This is a genomic window from Congregibacter sp., assembly GCF_965660375.1.
GTDB lineage: Bacteria > Pseudomonadota > Gammaproteobacteria > Pseudomonadales > Halieaceae > Congregibacter.
The window spans coordinates 1-24740 of the sequence record NZ_CBFHZO010000024.1 but is presented as its reverse complement, the minus strand read 5'-3'; the positions used below and the strand labels follow the sequence as shown (position 1 = coordinate 24740).

Annotated in this window: 24 protein-coding genes and 2 tRNA genes; 15 read left to right on the top strand and 11 right to left on the bottom strand. The window is 54.8% G+C overall.

The window, feature by feature from the left end; all coding sequences use genetic code 11:
* Both ACTG3T_RS02225 and ACTG3T_RS02220 read right to left on the bottom strand, forming a co-directional pair.
* A partial coding sequence (locus ACTG3T_RS02225; protein WP_439100634.1) for a fatty acid desaturase family protein occupies nt 1-890 on the bottom strand: 890 nt, incomplete at its 3' end.
* A gap of 20 nt (nt 891-910) precedes the next feature.
* Nucleotides 911-1717, bottom strand: a complete 807-nt coding sequence (locus ACTG3T_RS02220; protein ID WP_439100633.1) for a hypothetical protein — start codon at nt 1715-1717, stop codon at nt 911-913.
* Nucleotides 1718-1972: 255 nt separating this feature from the next.
* On the opposite strand from ACTG3T_RS02220, the gene ACTG3T_RS02215 reads away from it, so the two are divergent.
* The 8 genes from ACTG3T_RS02215 (at nt 1973) to ACTG3T_RS02180 (ending at nt 11348) form a co-directional block, all read left to right on the top strand.
* Nucleotides 1973-2049: transfer RNA gene (locus ACTG3T_RS02215), tRNA-Arg, on the top strand.
* Between the two features lie 191 nt (nt 2050-2240).
* Nucleotides 2241-2331, top strand: a tRNA-Ser gene (locus ACTG3T_RS02210).
* 319 nt (nt 2332-2650) lie between these two features.
* The gene (locus tag ACTG3T_RS02205; protein ID WP_439100632.1) at nt 2651-2986 is read left to right on the top strand and encodes a hypothetical protein; all 336 of its coding nucleotides are present in this window, start codon (nt 2651-2653) and stop codon (nt 2984-2986) included.
* A 200-nt stretch (nt 2987-3186) separates the two neighbouring features.
* The gene (locus tag ACTG3T_RS02200; RefSeq protein WP_439100631.1) at nt 3187-3618 is read left to right on the top strand and encodes a DUF3237 domain-containing protein; all 432 of its coding nucleotides are present in this window, start codon (nt 3187-3189) and stop codon (nt 3616-3618) included.
* A 9-nt stretch (nt 3619-3627) separates the two neighbouring features.
* Nucleotides 3628-4710: a YkvI family membrane protein gene (locus ACTG3T_RS02195; RefSeq protein WP_439100630.1), complete on the top strand. Its 1083-nt coding sequence runs from the start codon at nt 3628-3630 to the stop codon at nt 4708-4710.
* Between the two features lie 17 nt (nt 4711-4727).
* Nucleotides 4728-6248 (top strand): amidohydrolase family protein, encoded by a 1521-nt coding sequence (locus tag ACTG3T_RS02190; RefSeq protein ID WP_439100629.1) that lies wholly within the window; start codon nt 4728-4730, stop codon nt 6246-6248.
* Nucleotides 6249-6405: 157 nt separating this feature from the next.
* A complete protein-coding gene (locus ACTG3T_RS02185; RefSeq protein ID WP_439100628.1) occupies nt 6406-7953 on the top strand; it encodes a WS/DGAT/MGAT family O-acyltransferase in 1548 nt (515 codons plus the stop codon).
* 260 nt (nt 7954-8213) lie between these two features.
* Nucleotides 8214-11348 (top strand): VPS10 domain-containing protein, encoded by a 3135-nt coding sequence (locus ACTG3T_RS02180; RefSeq protein ID WP_439100627.1) that lies wholly within the window; start codon nt 8214-8216, stop codon nt 11346-11348.
* Nucleotides 11349-11438: 90 nt separating this feature from the next.
* Here the strand turns inward: ACTG3T_RS02180 and ACTG3T_RS02175 are convergent, their stop codons facing one another.
* From ACTG3T_RS02175 to ACTG3T_RS02160, 4 genes are all read right to left on the bottom strand, one after another.
* Nucleotides 11439-12029 carry a hypothetical protein gene (locus ACTG3T_RS02175; RefSeq protein WP_439100626.1) on the bottom strand — a complete coding sequence of 197 codons (591 nt, stop codon included), beginning with the start codon at nt 12027-12029 and terminating at the stop codon, nt 11439-11441.
* Complete coding sequence (locus ACTG3T_RS02170; protein ID WP_439100625.1) at nt 12026-12574, bottom strand: hypothetical protein; 549 nt, start codon at nt 12572-12574, stop codon at nt 12026-12028. Before ACTG3T_RS02170 ends, ACTG3T_RS02175 begins: the two co-directional genes overlap by 4 nt.
* 80 nt (nt 12575-12654) lie before the next feature.
* Entirely contained in the window at nt 12655-14016 is a 1362-nt protein-coding gene (gdhA, locus tag ACTG3T_RS02165) for an NADP-specific glutamate dehydrogenase (RefSeq protein ID WP_439100624.1), read from the bottom strand.
* Nucleotides 14017-14031: 15 nt separating this feature from the next.
* Nucleotides 14032-14286, bottom strand: a complete 255-nt coding sequence (locus tag ACTG3T_RS02160; protein ID WP_439100623.1) for a hypothetical protein — start codon at nt 14284-14286, stop codon at nt 14032-14034.
* 54 nt (nt 14287-14340) lie between these two features.
* Here ACTG3T_RS02160 and ACTG3T_RS02155 point away from each other — a divergent pair, with 54 nt between their 5' ends.
* Entirely contained in the window at nt 14341-14586 is a 246-nt protein-coding gene (locus tag ACTG3T_RS02155) for a hypothetical protein (protein ID WP_439100622.1), read from the top strand.
* Between the two features lie 136 nt (nt 14587-14722).
* Here the strand turns inward: ACTG3T_RS02155 and ACTG3T_RS02150 are convergent, their stop codons facing one another.
* Nucleotides 14723-15316, bottom strand: coding sequence for a flavin reductase family protein (locus ACTG3T_RS02150; RefSeq protein WP_439100621.1), 594 nt, complete (start codon nt 15314-15316; stop codon nt 14723-14725).
* 29 nt (nt 15317-15345) lie between these two features.
* Nucleotides 15346-16014 carry a crotonase/enoyl-CoA hydratase family protein gene (locus tag ACTG3T_RS02145; RefSeq protein ID WP_439100620.1) on the bottom strand — a complete coding sequence of 223 codons (669 nt, stop codon included), beginning with the start codon at nt 16012-16014 and terminating at the stop codon, nt 15346-15348.
* Between the two features lie 203 nt (nt 16015-16217).
* Between ACTG3T_RS02145 and ACTG3T_RS02140 the strand changes: the two genes are divergently transcribed.
* From ACTG3T_RS02140 to ACTG3T_RS02130, 3 genes are all read left to right on the top strand, one after another.
* A complete protein-coding gene (locus ACTG3T_RS02140; protein ID WP_439100619.1) occupies nt 16218-17636 on the top strand; it encodes a DUF3336 domain-containing protein in 1419 nt (472 codons plus the stop codon).
* 81 nt (nt 17637-17717) lie between these two features.
* Nucleotides 17718-18011: a putative quinol monooxygenase gene (locus tag ACTG3T_RS02135; RefSeq protein WP_439100618.1), complete on the top strand. Its 294-nt coding sequence runs from the start codon at nt 17718-17720 to the stop codon at nt 18009-18011.
* Between the two features lie 88 nt (nt 18012-18099).
* A complete protein-coding gene (locus ACTG3T_RS02130; RefSeq protein WP_439100617.1) occupies nt 18100-18897 on the top strand; it encodes a Stf0 family sulfotransferase in 798 nt (265 codons plus the stop codon).
* 32 nt (nt 18898-18929) lie between these two features.
* Here ACTG3T_RS02130 and ACTG3T_RS02125 read toward each other — a convergent pair whose 3' ends face one another.
* The 3 genes from ACTG3T_RS02125 to ACTG3T_RS02115 all read right to left on the bottom strand — a co-directional run bounded on the left by ACTG3T_RS02125 (nt 18930) and on the right by ACTG3T_RS02115 (nt 21628).
* Nucleotides 18930-19703, bottom strand: coding sequence for a Stf0 family sulfotransferase (locus ACTG3T_RS02125; RefSeq protein ID WP_439100616.1), 774 nt, complete (start codon nt 19701-19703; stop codon nt 18930-18932).
* 39 nt (nt 19704-19742) lie between these two features.
* Complete coding sequence (locus ACTG3T_RS02120; RefSeq protein ID WP_439100615.1) at nt 19743-20828, bottom strand: hypothetical protein; 1086 nt, start codon at nt 20826-20828, stop codon at nt 19743-19745.
* Nucleotides 20829-20992: 164 nt separating this feature from the next.
* Nucleotides 20993-21628, bottom strand: coding sequence for a hypothetical protein (locus ACTG3T_RS02115; RefSeq protein ID WP_439100614.1), 636 nt, complete (start codon nt 21626-21628; stop codon nt 20993-20995).
* A 470-nt stretch (nt 21629-22098) separates the two neighbouring features.
* Between ACTG3T_RS02115 and ACTG3T_RS02110 the strand changes: the two genes are divergently transcribed.
* From ACTG3T_RS02110 to ACTG3T_RS02100, 3 genes are all read left to right on the top strand, one after another.
* Nucleotides 22099-23433 carry a serine hydrolase domain-containing protein gene (locus ACTG3T_RS02110; protein WP_439100613.1) on the top strand — a complete coding sequence of 445 codons (1335 nt, stop codon included), beginning with the start codon at nt 22099-22101 and terminating at the stop codon, nt 23431-23433.
* Nucleotides 23434-23464: 31 nt separating this feature from the next.
* Nucleotides 23465-24301, top strand: a complete 837-nt coding sequence (locus tag ACTG3T_RS02105) for a PhzF family phenazine biosynthesis protein (protein WP_439100612.1) — start codon at nt 23465-23467, stop codon at nt 24299-24301.
* Nucleotides 24302-24546: 245 nt separating this feature from the next.
* Nucleotides 24547-24740: hypothetical protein (locus tag ACTG3T_RS02100; protein WP_439100611.1), on the top strand; the 194-nt coding region annotated here is incomplete at its 3' end.

Here is a 24740-nt window from a genome sequence, read left to right as displayed (position 1 = left end):
TTCTTCAGCAGGTTAAAGTACCCATGTTGGAACTTTATGTCTTGGTAATAGCCTTTGTTCAATAACATATTGTGCAGTGTCCGCAGGCGATATATGGGCACTGATGCCAGCATGTGATGCTCAAGGTGGTAGCTCACCTGGTGAGGCGCAATCAAAAAGCGCTCTAACGGATTGAGATACAGTGTTCGGGTATTCTGACGTGGGTCTTGGTCTAACAGGTTGGGTACCCCGGCATGCTCGCCAATTTGTCGGATTCTAACGACCAACATATGGCTGGTCATGAACGCAAGGATCCAAACCAGGTAAAGCCAGGGGTGACCGAAGGCGGTAAGAATGACGAGCAGCGCCAAGTTAACGCCGATACTACGAATCATATATTCTCGAACCTCCGGCTTTAATTCATTCAGGCGGCTGACACCTCGATAGATAGATTTGATTCTGCGCCAGCCTAGCTGTCCCGTCAGATCGCGAATGACTTTGCGTTTCAGGCTGGTTCGACTGATGGGATATGCCTGGTAGTTAGGTGCGTCAGGGTCATCAATAGTGCCGGCAGATTGATGATGTTTTAAATGGGTCTTCATGTAACTCTTACGGTCAGAGAACACCCAATACCCCGAGAGCCATTTGCTCGCAAAATCATTCAGTCGACTTGAGTTGAATAATGACTGATGGCCAGTCTCGTGGACGATGATGCCGAGGCCCAGTTGTCTGGCACCAAGGACAAAAAGTCCAATCAATAAGCTGACTGGGTTCGGGTAATTGGCAAGCAAAACGAAGGTGAGGATAATCACCAGCCAGTCAAAGCCGACGATGCTGGCGCCGCGCCAGTTACTACGTTGAGTGACCTGGCGAAATTCTTCTGGGGTCAGTAATTCTTTAATAGGTTGCACGGTCGGTAATGCTCCAGAGTTTATTGGAAGGCCAATTTTGCGGTAGGTATACTAGAAGGTTTGTCAGTCTCGGCGTCAGCCCATAGCTCGCGACCCATGCGGTCATAGTCGAGCATGGCCTGCCAGAGTGCTTGTCGAGGCTCGCTTGCAAGAAATTCTGCGGGTAATAACGGATCCTTGGCGAGGACTTGAATGGCGTGGCCGCCCAAATAGAACGTCTCTTTCATCGCGGTTTGTCTTGGCAGGCGGTGCAAGGTGGCCATGCTCTCACTCAAGGATTGATGGGTCTGTAGGTACGACTTGGTTAGGGCTGCTACATCGAACTGTGCGTGCCAATGCTTCTGCCAACGGGCATGGATGGTAGCATTACTGGCGAGCACGGTATCGGCACTGATGCCGAGCTGGAACAAACGCTGTTCCAGCAGCCGATGAGTCAAGGCCAGGTTGTCTGGCCGAACCCAGCACTCAGAAGACGCGGGTCGAAAACCGTGGCTGTACAATGCCCAGTGGTGACGGCTCTGGTTGTTAGCGTCCGCATTGGCGCTACTGGCAGCGAGGAGCCAGGTGTGTGTCCATGGTTTGGTGCGGTCCTCGCCGAGTCGCCAGGATTCTATAAAGTCATTTACTGGATCGAGAGCCTCAGCCAAGCGATAAGCGCCTCTGGCAAAGTTAACAATTGAACCTTTTGCGGTCAGTCGCGACAGGTTCACTCGCATCTGGTTTTCGCTGCAACCAAACATGGCGCCGGTGGCCATAATATTCGCGACGCTAGTACCGCGCTCCATATAAGTGCGCAGTAGGTCGAGGATGATGTTGACGGGTTTCATAACTGGCTTCGCAAGATATAAGCATCGCAGATGAGGTGCTTCCAGTGTAATCCTAGTGAGCCGAATATTACAGCTTCCGTCGATTATTTAGTGAATTGTGTAATATTGATGGCGGCGATTCACAGTGGTTACTTTCAGATGAGGGCAAATCATGAGATTAGTGGGGCTCAAGAGTGAATTGATGGGGTCTAATCGCGAGTTAAGCGAGAAGCAAGTTGACGGGACCTAGTCACATCATGATAATACGCGTTCTTTGCGCTGGTAGCTCAGCTGGATAGAGTACCTGGCTACGAACCAGGCGGTCGGGGGTTCGAATCCCTCCCAGCGCACCAATTTTTACAATGTGTTTATACGACTCATAAACAGTGTTTTTCAATCAATGATTTCGCGGTAGCGATTTCATCGGCTTGCAGGTGTTACACCCTCTAAAATCCCGGGGCACCGGTGCTTTTTGTGTTCGACTCCTGGCATGAATTCACACTGACCTTTTTCGGGGTCGATGGGATAGTAGATCCAGTTATACGGAGAGATGGCCGAGTGGCTGAAGGCGCGCCCCTGCTAAGGGCGTATACGTTAATAGCGTATCGAGGGTTCGAATCCCTCCTTCTCCGCCAGATACAAAAAGGGCCCCGAATGGGGCCTTTTTTGTATCTGTCAGATAAGGCGGATAGACGAGAATCTTTGGTTCGACAAACAGCGACCAAAGGAGCTGTTTGGACGAGGTCGTTAGGGACCTCGCCCCGAAGGGGTGAGAACAGCCCTTAGGCTGTTCGAATCAATCCTTCCCTAATCCTAGTATTCAGTATCGCGATGCCGTTCCCGTTCCCTCCTTCTCGCTTACCAGCAAGACCAATCCGCCCCCTGCCCGAATCCGATGTACACCTAACCCGCCGACCAGCAGATACTATCCTCAGTCTGCAATCAGGGCGTATCATGAGTTCAATGGCATTTGATTCACTGCGGTTCGCCCGTCGTCTTAAGGAGGCGGGGGTTCCCGAGATACAAGCGGAAGCACAGGCTGAACTCATGGCAGAAACGTTCGGATTCTACGTCGACAACCTTGTCACCAAGGACTACCTCGATGCTCGATTTTCGGAACAGGAAGCGAGACTAGAAGCGCGGCTGGAATCGCGCTTTGCCAAGCAGGACCTCTACATTGAGAAGCGACTCTCTGGTCTGGACGTCAAGCTGAATGTGATGGCTGCCATCCTGGCAGTGATTGCTGCCAGCGTTGTACCTTTGGCCATCAGCACTTTCTTTGCTGGCTAGTTTTTAAGGCTCGAAGAGGTTTGCCTGACCTTCTGTGTTGGAAGCCCGGTGTCTTTTCGCTGAGACCGGTTGCCCAATCGCACCTTCCCTCGTCGCGCTCTCCATGCATGCAACACCGTGATACTTCTCCAATACCCCATATACTGCTAGCCAGACTTGCTGCGCTTAGTTAAATAGCTGTTTTGACATGAGGAGATAAGATGTCCCTGCCAGAATCCCTAGCGATAACACTTCGACCGTTGTGTACCGTAGACCTTGTTATTCGTGAGCCCTCGTTGATTGGCCACGGGCCCAGCGGTCAACGCCTGATAGCCGATATCGAGGCGATGACTTTGACAGGTGACCGCCTGCAGGCAGAGCTGGAGGGGTCTGCAGCCGCCGATTGGTTGACGATTGGATGTGGGGTCGCCAAGATCGATGTGCGCGCAACGCTGCGTACTCACGACGATGCGCTGATCTATCTTCAGTACCAGGGGCGCTCGGATGCCACAAAGGGGCTGGGGTCCGCTCCTATTGTCGTGGCTCCGGTGTTTGAGACCTCCGATGAGCGATATCAATGGTTGAACGCGGTACAAGCCATTGGCAAAGGCGACCTTGCGCTGCGTCGTTACGAATGGTTTGAGGTTTTGTGAGCAACGCCTATGAGTCGCTGGCTTCAGGTTTACGTCATGCCTCCCGCGGTGTTCGTGTCCGTCATTATGGGTGGCGGTTACGGCACGGGTCGCGAAGTCGTCGAGTACTTTTCTCGTTATGGTAATGGCGAGGGCTTGTTGGGTGTTCTGGTGTCCACTCTCCTTTTTGCCGTGGTCTTTGGACTGACCTTTGACTTCGCCCGGCGCATGGGAACCTACGAGTACCGGGAATTCTTCCGCCAGTTGATCGGCCCTTTCTGGTGGACCTTTGAGCTTCTGTATCTACTTCTTTTTTTTCTTGTGCTTGGCGTGCTTAGCTCCGCAGCGGGGAACATTCTGTCATCACGCTTTGGCGTTCCTGAGTACCTGGGCTTGACCATGATGCTGGCCGTGGTTGCCGCTATGGTGTTCTTTGGGCGGGAAGTCCTTGAGCGGATTCTGACCGCTTGGATGTTCGCAATGTACGGTGTGTTCCTGCTGTACTTTGTCTTTGTGTTGCAGCAATTTAACGGCAACGCTGTCGATGTGCCACTTAGCGTGGAGGCGGTGCCGGGTGCGCTAAAGGGCGGATCGCTCTATGCGCTTTACAACGTAGCCCTGGCGCCGGTATTGCTGTTTGCGGTGCGCGGCATCGAGACGCGCAAAGAGGCATTTGGCTGCGGTGCCGTTACGGCTGCTTTAGTCATGCTGCCGGCAGCTATGTTTCATTTCAGCTTCTTTCTTGGCCTGCCAGAGATTCTGGACGAAGCCGTGCCCGTGTATTGGATGATCGAGCAGTACGCGCCTTCCTGGATGTTGCCCCTCTACCTGGTCGCGCTTTTGGGTACCCTTGCCCAAACCGGCGCGGGACTTGTTCAGGGCGTGATTGAGCGTGTCGAGTTTGCGCTAACGCCTGAGAGAGACGATGGTATGGGGCACTGGCCAAGGGCGCTGATTGCTATAGCAGCCCTGGGTATCAGCGCGGGCTTTGCGTCCCTGGGCATCATTTCACTTATCGCCCGAGGCTATTCGGCTATGGCAGTGGGATTTGCCATCGTTTACGTGGCCCCTTTGCTTCTCTTCGGCCACTCAAGAATACGTACCAGGCAATAACCGCCCCGGAGGCGACCATGGATACACTGATAAAGAAAAGAATCCCTGTTGCAGCCTTTGCCACAGTGGTCTTCGCATACGCCGCGGCAGTCGGTGCTTATGATCTGGTGATCAGCAATGGCCGGGTCATGGATCCCGAGACGGGGCTCGATAAGGTGTTGAACGTTGGTATCACCGGGGATCAAATCGCAAAGATCTCGGAAGAGCCGCTGAGCGGTGATCGCGTTATCGACGCCAGTGGCAAAGTGGTTGCGCCGGGCTTCATAGATCCCCATTTACACGGCAATAGCCCCATGGCGTATAAACTGGCGCTGCGCGACGGCCTCACCACCGCCATGGATTTGGAGTATGGCACCCTCGGTAGCGCCGTCACTGAATGGTACGAGGCCCGTGAGGGTAAAACGCAGCTCAATTTTGGCACTGCCTCCAGTCACGAGCTGGCGCGCTCTCTGGTGCTTGATGGGGTCCGCGCGATTGATGTGAGCGAAGCCGCCATTAGTCGAACGGGCGGCGATGGCTGGGCATTGGGAGCCCCTACTGAAAGTGAGCTTGATGCCATCCTCCAGGAAATCGATAGGGGGCTTGCGGCCGGCGCTGTCGCATTGGGTTCTACCGTTGGATACATGCCTGGGGTGTCGGCCAGAGAAATGTATGAGGCACAAAAAGTTGCGGCCCATCGGGGGCGCGTCAGCAGCGTACACACGCGGCACACCCCGGGTACAGAAACGACGGTGCCCAACGGCGTTCAGGAGGTAATGGCAAACGCGGCAGCCCTCGAAGCGCCCTTGATGGTAATGCACTTCAATAACCCTGGCTGGGAGCTGGTGCAGGACCTCATCCTGGGTATGCGCGATGCCGGGCTTAACGTGTGGGGGGAGATTTATCCCTATGCAGCCGGTTCGACCACTCTGAACGCCGTGTTTCTGAAGCCGGAGTTTTGGATAGAAGAACTGGGTAATCGTTACGAAGATACCTTGTTCGATCCGCAGACAAATAGCTTTTTTACCGAGGAGAGCTATCACGAGATGATGGCGAAAGACCCGGCTCGGGGCATCGTTATTTACAAAATGTCTGCAGAAACTATTCCCCATTGGCTGCGCATGGAGGGGATCACCATGGGGTCTGACGGCATGCCTATTTCGTCATCCTTTGACTGGAATACACCCTACAATGCGCTCCCCAACGGGCATCCCCGCACCGCAGGTGCTCGCGGGCGAACGCTGCGCATCGCTCGCGAGGAGGGGATTCCACTCATGCACGTACTTGCAGCAATGAGCTATCGCCCCGCAAAACACTTGGGCGCCACAGGGCTCGCTGCGATGGACGTTCGCGGTCGGCTACAAGAAAGCATGATTGCTGACATCGTGGTTTTCGATCCTGAGACTGTGACGGACAATGCGACCTACGCGCAGGGAATGCTGCCCACCACGGGTATCGATTTTGTGCTGGTCAGCGGCACCGTAACCGTGGATGAGGGACGTGTGCGGTCTAAAGTGGCTGCGGGCAAGGCGATTCGTTTTGAGGTCGACTCTGAATAGGGGCGTTTCGTTTAGGTTCAGCGAACAATTGTTCGAAGATCCGTCGGGAGCCGCGCCGACAACCCTGGATCGCCAAGGCTTGTATATACTCCCAGTCTGAACCGGGCCACGGTTGCTTCCCGCCAGTCCTTTGTTGACAAGCGGATGGGAGAATAATATGAAAAAACTTTCGATGGTCGACAAAGGCTTCCTTCTCGGGGAGAGTCGTGAAATGCCCATGCACGTGTCGGGGGTCAGCCTGTTCACCCTTCCCGACGGTGCTGAGGTGCAGGAGTTTCTTGCGGGCATAGCCGACAATCTGAAAGATGCCGACGCTCTGTTGCCACCCTTCGGTGATCGAATCAAGACCGGACGCCTGGGTGCGGCAGGAAACGTCTACTGGGAACCGGACCCCTCTTTGGATCTGGACTATCACATCCGCCACTCGGCACTGCCAAGCCCCGGCCGTTACCGCGAGCTTTTCAATCTGGTAGGTCGCCTGCACGGCACACTGCTGGAACGAAGCCGACCCCTGTGGGAGATGCACCTGATCGAGGGATTGGAAAACCGCCAGTTCGCGATTTTCACCAAGACCCACCATGCGGCCGTCGATGGCGCCAGATCTATCCACGTGACCCGCAGTATGTTGTCGTCCGACCCGGATGCGATGCGTAGCGAATCGCCGCTCTCCCTGGCGTCGTGGGAGAGCTACAGAAAAGCGCTCAGGGAGGGTCGGCAGGCCGAGTATACGGACGCCGAGGTACGCACGGTGGCCGATATACTCAAGTCCACCTACGGCAGCGGCGCCAATGCTTTTAACGCACTGAAAAACATTGCCGGCGCCTGGACCGGCCGCAAGAGCGATCTGGCCATTCCCCACCATAAGGTGCCGCGCAGCTCCCTCAACGGCAAGATCGACGCAGCACGTCGTTTTGTCGCCCAGACCTGGTCTTTCGCGCGTATCCGGGCTGTAGGAAAGGCCTTTGACGCCACCTTTAATGACACGGTGCTGGCCATGTGCGCCGGTGGACTGCGACAGTACATGCTGAATCACAGCGAGTTGCCAAAAGACTCCCTGAAGACTCTGGTCCCGGTGTCCCTGCGTCAGGCGGGGGACGTGGACTCCGGCAATGCTGTGGCCGGTATCACCGCGGACCTGGCAACAAACATCGCCGACCCAATACAGCGTTTCTCCGCCATCAAGGCCTCCGTTGAAGCGGGCAAGGCTAACTACGCAGGCATGTCCCCCAAGGAAGTCGAACTCCTGACCATGGCCATGTCAGCGCCGTCAATGCTGCTGTTGCCGCTGGGTATGATCTCGCATTTGCCGCCTTACAACCTCACCATCTCTAACGTACCGGGGATGCGCGAGACCATGTACTGGAATGGCGCGCGTATGGACGGCTCGTACCCGCTCTCCATCATCACCGACGGTATGGCCCTGAACATTACGCTGGTGAGTTACGCCGATCAGGTGGATTTTGGGATCATCGCCTGCCGCCGCAGCGTTCCCCAGGTGCAGCGCCTGATTGACTACATGGAAGATGCGCTCCAGGAATTGGAAGATGCGGTAGGCCTGAAGGCCAGGCCTGCGCGCAGGCGCGCGTCGGTCAAAACGAAGACAAAGACCAAAGCCAAACCAAAGACCAAAGCCAAACCAAAGACCAACGCTAGGACTAAGACCAACGCCAAGACAAAAACAAAAGCCTCGCCTCAAGCTCGCTAGCGGTTGAAAAAAACCTATCAGGCGCGGCGCAGTATCCTCGCTCGCTGCTGCATGGAAAGGGCGCCGGCGGGCTTACGAAAGTGGCGTGTTCGATGGTGCGCAGATGATCGGCCCCGCACGGTCCCCGCGCCCTAAACCTGACTTATACCTGTGAGATGTTACTTCGGACAGTCGCTCTGGAATTGAGCTGGTCTGCAAATCCAGCTAATGTGTCGCGCACCTGTAGTTGTGCCTAGCGCTCTCTAATTGGAGAAACCCCCATGCCAAAAGTCCTTCGCGGGATTATGAGCAGCACCCTCGTGCTGTGTTTGCTAACACCGGCCTTCCTGAGCCAGGCAGCGGTGGAGCCTTCGCTCATCGATGGACTGGAGTTTCGCCTTGTAGGGCCCTGGCGCGGTGGTCGCGTCACCGCCGTAACTGGCATCGCCGAAGATCCCCATACCTACTACATGGGCGCTGCCGGTGGAGGGGTATGGAAGACGCATAACGCGGGTAACAGCTGGGAGAACATTTCTGACGGACAGATTCCCGTAGGCACCATCGGCGCTATTACTGTCGCGCCCTCGGACCACAATGTTATTTATGTCGGTACGGGTGAGGCGCCGATCCGCGGCGTGACCACGAGTCAGGGTGAAGGTCTCTGGAAATCCACCGATGCCGGCAAAACCTTCGCTTTCATGGGACTTCCCAAAGCAGGACAGATTGCCAAAATTGAAGTACACCCGACGGATCGCGATACCGCCTGGGTCGCTGTGCAGGGGCAGATCTGGTCACCCAATGAGGATCGCGGTGTATACCGAACCCGCGATGGTGGTGAGACCTGGGAGCACGTACTCAAGGTGAATGCCGATACCGGCGCCACGGACATTTCTTTAGATCCCACAAATCCACGCATTCTTTACGCAGCCATGTGGCATCACGGTCGTAAGCCCTGGTTTATTAAATCCGGCGGCGAGGGCGGTGGCATCTATAAATCTACGGACGGTGGGGATAACTGGGAGAAGCTCGAGGGTGGGCTGCCTGGATTAGTCGGCAAAATCGGCATTGACGTGCCTGCCAGCCAGCCTTCGCGGATCTACGCCATTATTGAAGCGGATTTCGGCGAGGGTGGACTATGGCGTAGCGATGACTTTGGCGAGACCTGGGCGCATATCAATCCCCACAGAGTCCTGCACAGCAGGGCCTGGTACTACATCCACATCACCGCTGATCCCAATGACCCCGATACAGTTTGGGTACTCAATGTTCCGCTCATGAAGTCCATCGACGGCGGTAGAACCTTCAGCAAGATTAAAACGCCCCACGGGGATCATCAGGATCACTGGATTAACCCCAATGACAGCCGCTACATGATTAACGGTAATGATGGCGGGGCAACGGTATCTCTCGACGGTGCCGAGACCTGGTCGACCCTGCATAACCAGCCCACGGCACAGTTCTATCGCCTGAGTACGGACCGCCAGACACCCTGGCGTTTGTATGGTGGTCAGCAGGACAATTCAACGGTGTCCATCGCCGCCTGGGCCTGGGACGGTTCTATTGGCCGCGATGACTATCATGCGGTGGGCGGCGGTGAGAGTGCGCACATCGCTTTTGATCCCGACGATCCGTCTCTTATTTACGCCACAACCATCAACGGCACCCTCACTGAGTTCAATGAGAAGACGCAAAAGAGGCGATCTATCGTGCCCTACCCAGAGAGGGTGTACGGCGAAGATGCCAAGAACCTCAAGTATCGCAGCAACTGGAATCCACCGGTCATTACCTCGCCCCATGATCATTCAACGATCTATTACGGTACTCAGTACCTGCTAAAGAGCAGTGACCGCGGCATGAGCTGGGAAGAAGTCAGCCCTGATCTTACCCGCAATGCCGAGGAGCACTTGGGCCGTAACGGTGGGCCCCTGACCCCGGAAAACGTAGGTGCCGAGTATTACCACACCATTTACTACATCGTTGAGTCCGAGAATGCCGAGGGGACAATCTGGGTAGGTGCGGATGACGGCTTACTCCATCTGACTCGCGATGGCGGCCAGAGCTGGGACGATGTATCTCCCCCACACCGCGGCGAAGCCATGATTAATGCCATTGAGCTCTCTCCGCATTTAGAGGGCAGGGCGTATGCGGCGGTGACCGGCTACAAGCTCAACGACTTTTCTCCCTATATTTACCGTACCGATAATCACGGCAAACGCTGGAAGCGCATTGATAATGGGCTGCCTGAAGGGGCCTACGTGCGGGTAGTCAGAGAGGATCCACTTGTTGCTGATTTGCTTTACGCAGGCACAGAGAAAGGACTATTTCTCTCTCGGGATGGCGGCGGAGAATGGGAGCGTGTAGACCTCAATTTGCCCGCGGTACCGATCACCGATATTCGTGTGCGAGAGGATGCACTGGCGCTGGCAACTCAGGGCCGTGCGTTCTGGGTCTTGGATGATTTGTTCGTGCTCCGTGAAGCGTTTTCCAGCGATGTTTCAGGGGGGTTGCACAGCTACACACCACCCGCCCTCGCCCTGGGCAGACCTTCAAATCGCGGTGGAGGAACCACGGGAGAAAATCCCTCGCCGCACCTGCCCATTTACTATCACCAGAAGAATGCGCTGGCTGACGATGAGGCCTTGTCTATTGATGTTTTTGATGCGGCGGGAGATCTGGTACGCCATTACAGCAGTGAGGAAACTGATCACGACCGCTGCATGCTGGCTGGCATGGATCCAAGAAGTCCGTTCACGATCGAGTACCCGTCCAAGGAAGCGGGCTTACAGCGATGGCACTGGGATCTGCACGCCAATGATGTTCCCTGTATCGACGGGCACTTTTTGTTCGATGGCTATGGAGGCCCCGCAGTAGCACCGGGCGCTTACACGGTTCGGGTAACGGCAGGCGACGAGGTGTCGACCATTCCTGTCGAGTTGCTCCCTGATCCACGGGTTGAGGCCAGCGAAGCTGAAACTGCAGCGTGGGTTGATATGCAGCACCGCATCGCCGGTGTTTTAACCGAGGTCATGTTTGCCCTGGATGGCGCTCGCAAGGCGCGCACCCAAATAGAGGCGTTACAAGGCGAGTACGACGACACGTCACTGCAAGCAATGGCGACGGCGACGATCGATGCAATCAACGTCTGGGAATCCGGTATCACCGAATTACGACACCAGACTCTTGAAGATGAAGACGCCTGGGTGATGAAGATCGATGGCCAGCTACGACACCTACTGGGAGTTGTAGAAGGCGGTGGAGCGCCGGTCACCTCCGGTGCCAGGGAGCGCTTTGACGATCTCGCTGCCCAGTGGGCAGAGCAAAAGGCGGTGCTTGAGAAAATCACCACAAAACAAATCGAGGTCATCAATCGCTGGGCTTCCGAGAATTCCGTGGCCCATGTTAAATCGCCGATGTAGGGGTATCGATGCGCAGCGGGTGTTGGACGCCCACTCCTTAAGCTGCGCGGATGAGACGAGCCTGTCTCGAAGCCGAGGGTCGCGACGGGACTAAAGCTTCAGGGTATCGAACTCGGCCAGGCGCATCAGCAGCTCATGGAGCGGTCTTTCGGCCTGCTCTCGCGTATTCGCCACCGATAGCTGATCAATAGCGGTAACGATCGCTATCCAACAGCGCATGTGGCGGGTGCTGAGTTGTGCCGCAATATTGATAAGATCCCGCGCCAGCGGCAGGGTGCATATCGCCGCCTTCTTCAGGTTGATGAGCGTGTCAATGCCAAGCTCTGCATCGCCTAGTAGTGACGTCAATCGACTCACAAGGAGGGGCTCCGATTCCAGAGCTGAAGTTGACGCGGGTTCCGCATCCGGCGCAAGAAAGGCTAGATCCAGATGGGACAGAAAGTCCCGCAATGCACTGCGCAGGCTCATCCACAGTTCGCGACGCCGGTAATAATCGCGAAGCTGCTGGATGAAGGTGAATAGTCCAACGAGAAAAAAACCTTCGAGACAAAACCCGATCAGTTCCGGGAGGAGGTTTTCCTGAAAGGCGTTTTCATTTGCCTGTGACAAAAACAGCAGATAAAGACCGATACCGCCCACGCCAAAAACGGCGAGGGGAAGCGCTAACAGCCAGCGGTTCACTGCTCATCCTCCGGGTCGCCGACAAGCGCTTTAAGGATTCGAGAGATTTTCGCCGCCTCCTGCGGTGTTAAATCTGAGGGTATTTCGTGGAGGTAAACCACACGCCCGCGTTCCAGAGGAATGGGTATAACGTCGGGGCGCAGTGAGGGCGTGGTCATACGCACAGTTTCCAGCGCCCGCTCTTCGGTCGTCCGTGCTGAGGCTTCACTGCGAGGTCGCGCGGTGTCCTGGCTGATACTGATAGAGACGAACTCACTGGGCGAATTGACGAAGCGGAAGTAGTCGTCCAGCGCGCCGCGAACGCGCGCTGCGTAAAGATCGACGACCTCCGCACGCAAGCCGCTGCCCTGAATATCCAGAAATCGCGATTTCAGTTCGTCGATATCCAGCCCCCGGAGATCCTGTGACTCCTGTTCTGACAGTTTTTCAAATAGGGTTTCTGCAGCTGCTCGACGGCTCCGTGCGACGGCCGGCGGCATGCGCCCGGCCAGTGCGGTTTCCCGCAGAAAGCTGAAAAAACCGTCACTCGAGTATTCTGAACTCATAACTATCTCGCACTCTGACCACGATTCTTTGGAAGCGTCGCCACTGTAAATGATATTGAGGTGCGTCTCGGGCCTCTTACTTAAACCGCGCCGTAGGCCAGCATTGCATCGGCTACTTTTATGAAACCCCCGATGTTGGCTCCATCCACGTAGTTGACGGAACCTTTTTTGTCGCCACCACTGGAGCCGTAGGCGACACACTTCTTGTGGATATCCTCCATGATATTTTGCAGGCGTTCATCGACTTCTTCGCGACTCCAGACGAGGCGCTGAGCATTCTGGCTTTGCTCCAGACCGGACACGGCTACACCACCTGCGTTTGCTGCCTTTGACGGACCAAAGAGCACGTCGGAATCAACAAACGCGTGAGCGGCCTCCAATTCCGTAGGCATGTTGGCTCCTTCACTCACGGCGCGAACACCGTTTTTGATCAGGGTTTTTGCATCCTCGAGACTCAGCTCATTTTGGGTGGCCGAGGGGAAGGCCAGGTCACAGGGTACACACCAGGGCTTGAGGCCCTCATGAAAGGACGCGGATGTGTATTTCTCAGCGTACTCGCTAATGCGGCCACGGCGGACTTCTTTGAGATCTTTAATAAACGCGATTTTATCTTGAGAAAATCCCTCTGGATCGTGGACGAAGCCCGAGGTATCAGACATGGTGACGACCTTTCCGCCGAGCTCCAGGGCTTTTTCTGCCGTATAGATCGCAACGTTGCCGGAGCCTGAGATCACGCAGGTTTTGTTTTCGACGCTGTCGTCTACGTGATTGAGCATATTCTGGCAAAAATAAACGCTGCCATAGCCCGTGGCTTCGGTGCGGCCAAGGCTGCCTCCAAAGGCGAGGCCTTTACCCGTCAGCGTACCCACAAAGCGATTTTCCAGCCGTTTGTATTGACCGAAAAGATAAGAGATTTCTCTCGCACCGACGCCGATATCACCGGCAGGTACGTCTCTGTCTTCGCCAATATGTTTGTGCAATTCGGTCATCAGTGCCTGGCAAAAACGCATGACTTCGCGGTCACTTTTACCTTTGGGGTTGAAGTTGGACCCGCCTTTAGCGCCGCCCATGGGCAAGCCCGTCAGGCTGTTTTTAAAGGTCTGCTCAAATCCCAGAAACTTCAGAACGCTAAGGGTTACGCTGGGGTGAAAACGCAAACCGCCCTTGTAGGCGCCTATGGAGTTGTTGAACTGCACCCGCCAGGCCCGGTTTGCCCGGATGTTGCCCTTATCGTCTTCCCAGGTGACGCGGAAGATCACGATGCGGTCGGGCTCCGTCATACGCTCCAGGATTTGTGCTTTCCGATATTCGGGGTTGTCCAGGGTGTAGGGCATAACCGACTGGATGAACTCGTGCACCGCCTGATGAAACTCGGGTTCTCCGGGATTGCGCTTTTCCAGTCCCTGCATAAAAGCGGTGACTTCTGATGCTGCTTTACTCATGGAGCGCCTCGATGGTTACGGGTCAACGGTATCTTGCCAGAGAATTACCGTGGATTGGCGCCTTCGGATCACTCGCGGATGGTGTTCTTTGCGACCGACGTCTGAGCTATATCGAGGTATCTTCTGGTCGAGGGTTCGGGATTCCTGCTGGGCATCGGCAAGCTGTGCCGACGAGAGTTGTGATAGCAATTTCTCGCGGGCCTGCATGGCTTTGGCTGCGCCCCGTGCCGAGGCGAGGTTGAGCCACACATAGGGATGGACAAGGTTCACGGGTCTTCCCCATCCGGAACGGGATATTTTACCGAGACCGTACATGGCCTCTGCATGGCCTTGATTAACGGCTTTGTTGTACCGTTGCGAGGCCTGTACGAAGTCCTGAACCACACCTCTGGCTTGAAAGTACAAATCACCCATGATGCTCTGGGCTTGAGCATGAGCGGCATCCGCAGCTTTGCGGATCATTGCAATGGCTCCCGTTTGGAGCCTGGGATCGCCGCTGATATCGAAATCTCGCAGCAGTGCCATGCCGAGTTGATAATGCGCGTCTACATCGCCGTCGGCGGCACCTGAGTTAAGACGATTGAAGTTCACCGAGTCCTGGGCGTTTGCAGTCCTTGTCTCCTCAGATCGCTCGCTGGCCGCAGAGTCTTGCGGGCACTTTCACTGGAGCATTTAGGGCAGGTTGGCATTGGACGCACGTTATCGTTCAGGGGCGACTGCGGGTTTCTACGCCGCCCAGAACGCCGTAATCCATGTAGCCCATGCGAGTCAGGGGCTCCATGGCAAGGGTATCTACCAAACCTTCCTTAAGGTACCTGTCATCGATGTGTACTGCCAATACCCGGCCCAATACCAGGCTCCAGACCATCGGGCCTTCGGCGCTAGGTAGCTCTACAGTCTTGAGGTACTCACATTCTAAATGGGCTCGCGCCTCGCGCACGCGGGGTGCACTGATGAGTCTTGAAGGGGCTTGGTGGAGCCCGGCAAGCTCAAATTCGTCGATGTCGGCTGCAACGTGTTTGGAGGTGATGTTGACCGCGTCAATGAGATCTACGGAGGCAAAGTTGCAGACGAATTCGCCGGTTTCTTCAATATTGCGCTGTGAGTCTTTGAGCGTGGCACTGGAGAAACCCACGATCGTAGGGTGCGTGGAGAGCAAGTTAAAAAAGCTATAGGGCGCCAGGTTGGGGGTGCCTTTTGCGTCGAGGGAGCTGATCCAGCCTATGGGTCTCGGTGCCACAAGGGCTTTGAGGGGATCGTGGGGAAGACCGTGATCGTTTGTGGCGGTTTCGTAATACATCGTGATTACCTGATTGGGTGTTCAAGCCGTCAGGCCATGCTGGCCAGGTCGGTCTTCATGGCTTCCAGGGTCATTGCACGGACCCGCAACTTATTCGCCGCATATTGCGTTTTGGGCAGCTTTGCCAGGCGCAGAGCTATCGCCATGGTGCGCTCATCCAACTGCGCTGCATCAACAACCTCATCGAAAAAACCTGCTGCAACTGCCTGCTCCGGCGTGTAAAGCTCGGACTGGAGTGCGGCGCGGGTCAGGTGCTCTTTGACTATGCGAGACTCGGTAAGAGCGATAAGTATAGGCGGCAAATCCATGCCGATTGCTGTTTCGGGAAGAGTAACTTTGAAATCGCCCCGGGCGCCTACGCGCGTATCGCTGGCCATGACAATGAAGGCTCCCATGGCAACGCAGTGCCCGGTGCATGCTGCTACCAGCGGAAGAGGGTATCCCGTAAGGCGCACCAGAAGCTCGAAACCGCGTTTCACCATGGCCCGTCCCTCGGCCATGCCTTTCTTGAATTCTCCAAGATCAAAACCACCGGAGAACATGCCGTCCCGTCCGCGAATAATCACGGCCCCTGCGCCCTCTCTTTCCGCCTGATCCAGCCCGGCGTTGATATCATCGAGGAACGGATTGCCAACGACATTGGCTTTGCCATCGTCAAATTTGAGAGTGACGACGTCGTTTTGCAGACTGTATTCCATGGGGGTGACTCCGCAGCTGGGCAGGGCAGGCATACTGCCAGTGCCCCCGTTGATCGGCAACTTTCCTCGGGGCCGAAAATCCCCCAAAATCTTGCAAAACATAAGGCTGACCGCCGAGCTTTATCGATGAACTATTTGATCAAAGTCACAGCTCTTGGGCGTCAGACGGTTTAGAATGAGTTTAATCGTCCAAGGGTCACTATATGCTCATTAATACCCATAACCGCATCGAACGAGCCCTCAGACAGGCGTCCAGTTACGAAGAATGGATGGCCGCGGCCCGAGAGTATGATCGCAGCAAGGGCCTTGATCGCTGGCGTCAAAAAGACTCCACTCGACAGTACGATAATGTGTCCATACGTATCAGACTGGACGCGCTGCAAAGCCTTAAAGTGCGCCATGACATCCGCGGCTTGCTGTACACGCTGAATGAGGGGATCCATGGGAACATGGGCGGCATGGGGCGTGCGGGACTCTATGGCCACGCGCTGTCCGGTACCAAGACTCTCATCGAAAACTACATCGAAGAGATCGTTGATACCCTGGAAATGCTCGATGCAGACAGGAGCGGCGATATCACTGATGAGGAAAAGCTCGACTTCTTCAAGCGAGCCAGCCATTGCTTTGGTCGTTCCGCCTTCATGATGAGTGGTTCTGGTTCATTGCTGTTCTTTCATGTGGGGGTGATTCGCGCTCTGGCCGAGGCGGAGCTTCTGCCCACGGTCCTCTCCGGCTCCAGTGGCGGGGCCATTGTTGGCAGTATCGTGTCTACTCACTCTGATAAAGAGCTCCTCGAGCTCCTGCAGCCCGAGTACTTTATGCAATACGTGCCCAAAGAGGGGGACGAGCCTCACGCTTCCCGGCTCGCCGAGCTGGAGGCTGCCGTGGAGCAGTTCATTCCGGATATCACATTCCAGCAGGCATTCGAAAAAACCGGTCGCGCCATGAATGTGTCTGTGGCCCCGGCAGAGACGCATCAGACGTCCCGACTACTGAATTCCATCACCTCCCCAAGCGTGCTTATTCGCAGTGCGGTGATGGCATCAGCTTCGGTACCGGGTATTTTTCCGCCGGTGATTCTGGAAGCTCTTGACAGCCACGGTGAGCGGAAGCACTACCTGGCTTCCCGCAAGTGGGTAGATGGATCTGTTAGCGATGACTTGCCTGCCAAGCGTCTGGCGAGGCTTTATGGCGTTAATCACTTCGTGGTTAGCCAGACTAATCCCCACGTGCTGCCCTTTGTGACCGACGGTCACAGAAAGCAAAGTGCGCGAGGCATCGTTACCGAGGCAGGGCGGCGGTCTGCACGGGAGTGGTTTAACGCCATGACTCTGTTGGCCGAGCGCCTTGATCGCAAAAATGGTGGCATATCGCAGCGGGCCAGTCGGTTGCGGTCGATCATTAATCAGGACTACGTGGGCGATATCAATATCCTGCCCGATTATAAATTTCAGAACCCTCTGAAGCTATTGACTTTCCCCGGTGAGAAGAAGCTCCGGCAACTCATCGCCTCCGGTGAGCGCTGCACTTGGCCCAAGCTGGAAATGATCCGTTTGCAAACCCGGATCAGTCGCAAACTGGATGCTATCCTTGCCAACCGTCCCGAGGCAGTGAAGCATTAGCCCTCAGCTGTCGGCAGGCCGGATAAACTCTAGTTTCTAGGTTCAAACTACTCTTACTCTCAGACTACAAGGAATAACGACATGGCAGTTGGTGTAATCGCAACGCTGAAAATTCAGGAAGGAAAGAACGCGGAGTTTGAAAAAACCTTTCTTGAGCTTGCCGAAAAAGTGCGGGCGAACGAGGCCGGGTGCAATTTCTACGAGTTGCACGTCAGTAAAACCGATCCTCAGGAGTATAAGGTACTCGAGCAATACGCGACGGCAGAAGATCTGGCCAAGCATGGCCAGACTGACTACTTCAAGGCGGCCAATGGCGCCCTGGCTTCGGTTGTGGCTGCAGCGCCGCAGATCGAGGTTCTCGACTCAGTGGGATGATCGTGCTTAACGTGAAAGCAATGCTGGGTCCGGCTACAAAGGCGCGCTCTTGATCAGGTAGACACTCGGGTAAGGAATCGATTGGGACATGGAAAGAGGCGTTGAGAAGTCAGTGACCGATTCTTCAGCTATCTCAGATTACTTTGGAGAACAGCTCCTTCGGCCTTTCACAGAGGTTGAACAATTGAGTCTGGCGAAAACCGATGTTTTTGGTATCGCGTTCTCAAATAGGAGCGGGTCTACGTTGCTTGCAGATTTGCTCTATCGACGTGGTTTGCCCATTCCTCCTCAGGTGGAGATATTGGACCCTCAGTTAGTGCAGCAAGTTTCAAAGCAGGAACATAAGCAGACTTTCACAGACTATTTTGTCGATACTGTACTTGGTTGGACAGATGGGAATGTGTGTGGTTTTAAGTTTGGCGTTGCTCAGCTTGATTGGCTAGATAATCTGGGCATGCTCGGCCAGTTCAAGTCATTAAGACTGATCCACATTTTTCGTGAAGACAGAGTAGCGCAGGCAGTGTCTCTTTTTGTTGCCCGAATGACGGGCCAATGGCACCACGCCATGCAAGCAAAGCTTGAATTAAAAGAATCCGATTACAGCGCTGAAGGAATTCGCAATGCATACCAGACTATCTCTAATATGGAGAGCGCTATTTCTGAGTATCTTGCTGTCCATCGGCCACCGGTTCATCACCTAAGTTATGAAGCGCTTTTGGAGGACAGGGAGGAAGAGCTTCAAAAGTGTTGTGATTTTTTAGGCTGGAAAGGGCCTCCTGTTAACCGCGCTGTTGAAAACGCAGTCCCTCCGTTGATCTCTCAACACACGCACTTGAACGACTACTTCGCCGAGAGGTTCGCTCGCGAAGAGGGTCATGTTTCATAAAAATAACCTTTGGGCTAATTGAATTTGACCTTCTAAAGCTCGAGCGAGGTTTTAAATGTCCTTTTAAAACGAGCGACGGGGACTTGGCCGCGATTGGACTCCCAATAGTCAACAAATTCATGCTGCTGATCTCGAAACTTCTTGGCGAACTCAATATTTTGTTCGTTGCCCATTTTTTTTAACTCTGGATCGATCGCTAACAAGCGTTTTTCCTCCTCTACACCGACGATGACGTCTAACTCCCGCGCCATTGCCTTGATCAAGGAGGCCGGGTTTTGTGTGGTCATATTTTCGTACCACAGCTCTACCGGCATAATGTTCCGTTCATGGAAGTAGCGATTGAAGAAAAACTCGTTGTACATAACGTGCAGGATCTGGCGGGCTATCGCCGAGGAATCAAAGGAATACTCCACTTTCTGTGTATGCTCGTCCCGCCGGTGAAAGACCCCTGAGCGCAATGCTTTGTCCAATGAGACCGCTTGCAACACAAAATCATGCCTGCGCAAAAAAAACCATCCATCGAGCTTCTCCAGGTGATGGTGATTTCCGTCTTCAATGACTTTATGCATCCATGGCCAGCTAATCTCAAAACCAAAGACATTGTTGGTGTGATAGTCGCGTTTTAGATAGTCCAGATACTCCCCAAAGTTGTTGCTTTGGGATCGCTCAATCATTTTCTTAGCAATATCGGTGTTGAAGTACTCACCGGGCTTCCCTAGCAATCGACTTTGCTGAACCACATCGGTAAGCCATGTGCTCCCCGATCTCGGGGCAAAGGCTACGCCGTAGGTCTTTAACTTAGGCATTGTGTGCGACTTTGCTGCAAGTTTGTGCGGGTCGTGAGGTCATGGGCTTGTAAGTGGCTCTATTGACGGAGCGTCGCTGGACTCCTTATAGATTTCCTCGGCACGGGAATACCCTTCGCTGACAAACTGGTCTATCTCGGACCGCAAGGCGTTGTCGAGCGCCCCGTACTCTAGCTCAGATGGCAGGTCAATTTTCTCGTCCTGCGGAAAGGACAACGACCACCGAGTGTTCCAGAAGTTTTCGGCAAACTGATCGTCATCTTGCGAGAAAACATGCTTGACCCTAGCTGCCTGTTGTTCACTGAGAGCGCGGAATTTATCGTCATTCCATCCCAGCTTCTCAGCTTTTGCTTCGAGTTCATGAAGTAGAACTTCCCGTTTTGCCAGAGAATAGTGGTCGTACCAATCTTGATCGTGTAGCAGCGATGATAATTTGCGAAACGCGACTATCGCTTTTGTTCCGATGCTGGCGTTGACGGCGCCAAAAGGCAGAGGATCCAAACGGTCTATCGCTTCGCCACTGAATCCCAGTTGATTAAGTAGGTATTTCTCCGGGTGATCACCGAAGGTCTTTGTGTGGAACGGAAGAAACATTGCTGAATCTGAGCGATCTGCCCAGTCAGACAATGATTTTGTGTAATGCATGGGAGCCTGCAAGCCACTTAGCACTTGATCGATATAGCGGTCGAAGTTTTTAGAATAGCTGAGTGACTTTACCCACTGGTTATAGGAGGAGTTAAAAAAGTCTTTGCGACTCCGGACGTAAGCGCAAACAACAACGCGGTCAAAGGTCTTTCGCAAGTCCATAAAGAATTCATCAAGGAAGCCCTCATAAAATGCGGTGGTGAGAAAATCCTCCGAGGACAGCATCAGTGTATCGCAATCAGTGTTCTCGAATGCTTGAATTGCATCCTCCAGAGAGTAATTAGCGGGGCGACGCTCGAGCTTCGTGTAACGTCGAATGATCGTCCATGCAAGACCGTGGTGCGCGAAGCCGGTAGGTGGCGGGGCCTCTGGATAGCACAGGCCCATTTCTTCCAAACGATCCCGATTGTGAGCCAGAAAAAGCTGTATTGAGGTGGATGCGGCTTTGTGGGTGCCGAGATGAACGATTACGGTCTTCATTGGATCATATCCAAAATTCGTTGTTGCCGATATGTTGTCGATATGCTGCCGATATGTTGCCAGGCTACTGCCAAGTAGACGGATGTGGGGCTGGCTCTTAAGCGGTCAAGTTTGCCGCTGCCCGTCTTGGGCTCGAAAACTTGTTTTCCCGTCGGGCGGAACTATTAGCTGCTGTAGTTTCGGGTAATCGCCATCATCAGTAAAGCTATTACACCAAGTGACCACCAGGGCGTCGCTGGTATCGAAAAAGAGTTGGTGGTGCTTGCAGAAGCTGTTGTGCCGGGGGAAAAGGTCAAGGTGCTGCTTGAGGGGCCAAGTACCGGCCGCCTAAGTCCAGCGCCAAAATCGACGGTATCGTTTAGGTAATTCGTGTTGTCTGCCGCACCAGAGAGGGTGTTCACACCGTTGTTGCAATTGAAGTTTATGTCCGTTGTGAAGTCCGGTGAATCCTCGAGATATGCGCCTGCGCAGTCGGCGTTAGTGAATACACTCGGTCCGGCGATGACGTTACCCCCGCTGATTTCAATGCGAAGGGAAATGATGTTGCCGAGATCCGCCAGGCTGCTGGACACCGCCGACCCGTTGCTAACCGCACTGTCGTCCCAAGTAAAGGTCCCCGATCCTGTTTCGCCATTGTCTCCCGAAATTGTGAAGGTATGGGTCAGGATAGCAGCCTTGACCGACGGTACGATGGCCAGGCACACAAGAAAAGAAAGCAGCAACAGTGCCCTCGCGTTCCCATGGCCGCTTCGACCCACCGTCTCTACGTATCCGTTGATGTGTGCTTCCCTTAACTGCATCCGTGATCTATCTCTGACAACAAATAGTAGATTATGTGCTTCTCGGCTGGCCAACGTATGCTCAAGCTGAACTCTACTACAGTCGACGCGGTTGGCTTACTCGATTAGACGGTTTTGCACCGGCAATATTCCCTAGTCTGCTAATTTTAAACGGTTTCGGACTCTTTATTGGCAAATCCGCTGTAAAATATCGCAAGGAAGAGGTATCAAATAAGCGGCAAAAGTTGTGAGATCTTTCGATTGAAGGGGCTCTCACGGATGTTTGTTTGCGGTCCTTTGGTCGAAACGGCTGGTAGGCCATGGAACAGCCGTTGTTAAGTGGCGTTAGGTATGGGCAGTCTCGGTTTTTAAAAGCCACATGAACTGTTCCTGAATGAAATTTACGCTCGAAGCAGGCTTTCCCGACCTCTAGCTCCCTGGTGCCGTGATCGAGGACTTTGACCGTTTTCTCCAACAAGAGAGGAGTTAGTATGTTCTCCACAGACAATTCCCATAATCTATCATCTGTCACAACAATCATGCTTTGCTTGCTCCTGCTTAGCTCCTCCGTGCATGTGGTGGCTAGCGACGACTTTGATTCCCAGCAGTCGACGGATCCGATCGCGCATGGATGGATGGTAGGCGTGCCTCCGGGCTCTTCGAAGTTAGTTCGCCACGACGACCTGAGTTTTTACCAATTCCCGCGTACGCGCTGGACTTTTTCGCATTTCCGCGAGTTGGTGCCCACAAAACGCATCTGGCGTGGGGCAGAGGCAAGTGTCGCTCTTGTGGATATGCCTGATGGCGCCATTGATGGCGTGGAGTTCACGCCGAGGGGGCAGACGTCGGTGATGACTTTCGGCGACATGCTGACGGAAACCTTCGCTGACGCCGCGCTTGTGCTGCACAGGGGCGACGTGGTTTACGAAAGCTATTTTGGCGCCACATCTCGCGAAACGCCGCACATTTCATTTTCCATGACCAAGTCCTACTACGGCACTCTCGCCGCGGTGCTGGTTGAAGAGGGGCAGCTGCAGGCGGAAAAGTTGGTTCAGGACTATATACCGGAGCTTGCGGACAGCGGTTTTGGCTCAGCGACCGTGCGACAGATCCTGGATATGACCACCGCGATCGACTACTCCGAGGACTATACTGATCCCGATGCGCATGTCTTCGACTTCGCGCGATCCGGAGGAATCTTTCCCCGGGGGGATTACGACGGTCCCGAGGGCTTCTACGCCTATGTCGCCACGCTTGAGAAAAAGGGCGAACACGGGAAGGCCTTCAGCTATCGCTCCGTCAACACCGAAGTGCTGGGTTGGCTCATCGCCCGGGCCACGGGGTCCAACGCCGTCGACCTTTTGCAGGAACGTATCTGGAGTCGCCTCGGTGCTGAAGAGGATGCCTATATTCTCATTGATACCCTGGGTACAGGATGGGCGGCAGGAGGCTTGAATGCGACGCTCAGAGACCATGCCCGCTTTGGGGAGATGATACGAAACGACGGTCGCTGGGGCGGCGCGCAGGTGATTCCCAAAGTGGTGGTTGATGATATTCGCCGGGGCGGTGACCGGGAGAAGTTCGCGAAAGCGGGGTACACGACGCTGCGCGGCGCTAGCTATCGCAACCAATGGTGGATACATCACAACCCCAACGGCGCCTTCAGTGCACGGGGCGTTCATGGCCAGACCATCTACATCGATCCCCGCGCAGAAATGGTGATCGTGCGCCTGGCGTCCCACCCGCTGGCGGCCAACGGCAATTACGATGATGTATCGCTGCCCGCCTATCAGGCGGTGGCCGATTACCTCGTGGCGCAGGATTGAGCGGCACTGAATTGCCAGGAGTCGAACTGCTTTGAAGAGCTATAAATTTTCTCAGGTCGACGTGTTTGCAAAGGACGCTTACCGAGGTAACCCTGTGGCTGTAGTGCACGACGCCGATGCGCTGACCTCGGATGAGATGCACTGTTTTGCCCGTTGGACCAACCTGTCCGAAACCACGTTCCTGCTCAATCCCGACAATGACGACGCAGATTATCGCCTAAGGATATTTACGCCGGAGGGCGAGCTGCCCTTCGCCGGGCATCCTACCCTCGGTAGCTGCCACGCCTGGCTTGAAGCCGGTGGGCTGGCGGCGAGTGAGGGGTTCGTCGTCCAGGAATGTGAGGCCGGACTTGTGCGTGTTCGCAAAGGGTCCGAGGGTCTGGCCTTTGCCGCGCCCCCCGTCCTGCGCTCGGGACCGTTGGGCTCGGAATTGGTCGCTCGATTAATGACGGCGCTTAATTTGCCCGATGAGGCTCTGGTCGCTCATCAGTGGGTAGATAACGGTCCTGGCTGGTGCGCCCTGCAGCTGGATTCTGCACGGCGCGTTCTGGATGTGGTGCCCGATATGGCCGCATTGGGTGATGCCTGCCTCGGTCTGGTGGGGGCTTTTCCTCCGGGCAGCGCCAGTGATTTTGAAGTGCGGGCCTTTGTGCCGTCTCTCGGCGTACCGGAGGATCCGGTGACGGGAAGCCTCAACGCCAGCATTGCCCAGTGGTTGATTCGCGAGGGGCGCGCCTCCGAGCGTTATGTGGCGTCGCAGGGGACTGTGATTGGTAGAGCTGGACAGATTCGAGTCAGCAAAGAACAGGACACGCTGTGGGTTGGCGGTGAGACAAGGACCTGTATCCGCGGCACTGCCACGTTATAAAACGAGGGCCCGCGCTGGCGCATCGATACATTTCTTAGTTCTGATGACTGTAGGTCACCCAACGTTCTTTAGATAAATTTGCCCCGCATTGGGGCAAAATCGCAAATTTTACCTTTTAGACGCCTTTGCAATGCCCCTGCGATAGTGTTTACTAGCGCCAAGTCCCCGCAAGGCACTTCGAATCCTGACTAAATCCAAATATATGGATGGTCAGCATTAATATCCCGAGGGAGGGGTTTTTTAAAATGAGGAAGCACTGCCAGAAGAGTCGTTCTGTACTCAGTCTCAGCGTTGCGGCCGCGGTTGCGTCACTGACCGCAGCCACGTCCACCAGCGTTTTTGCCCAGCAGGGCGAAGATATCCAGTTAGAAGAAGTCGTTGTTACCGGTTCACGTATCGCTGGTGACCCCAATGCCATCGCCTCGCAACCGGTGACCAG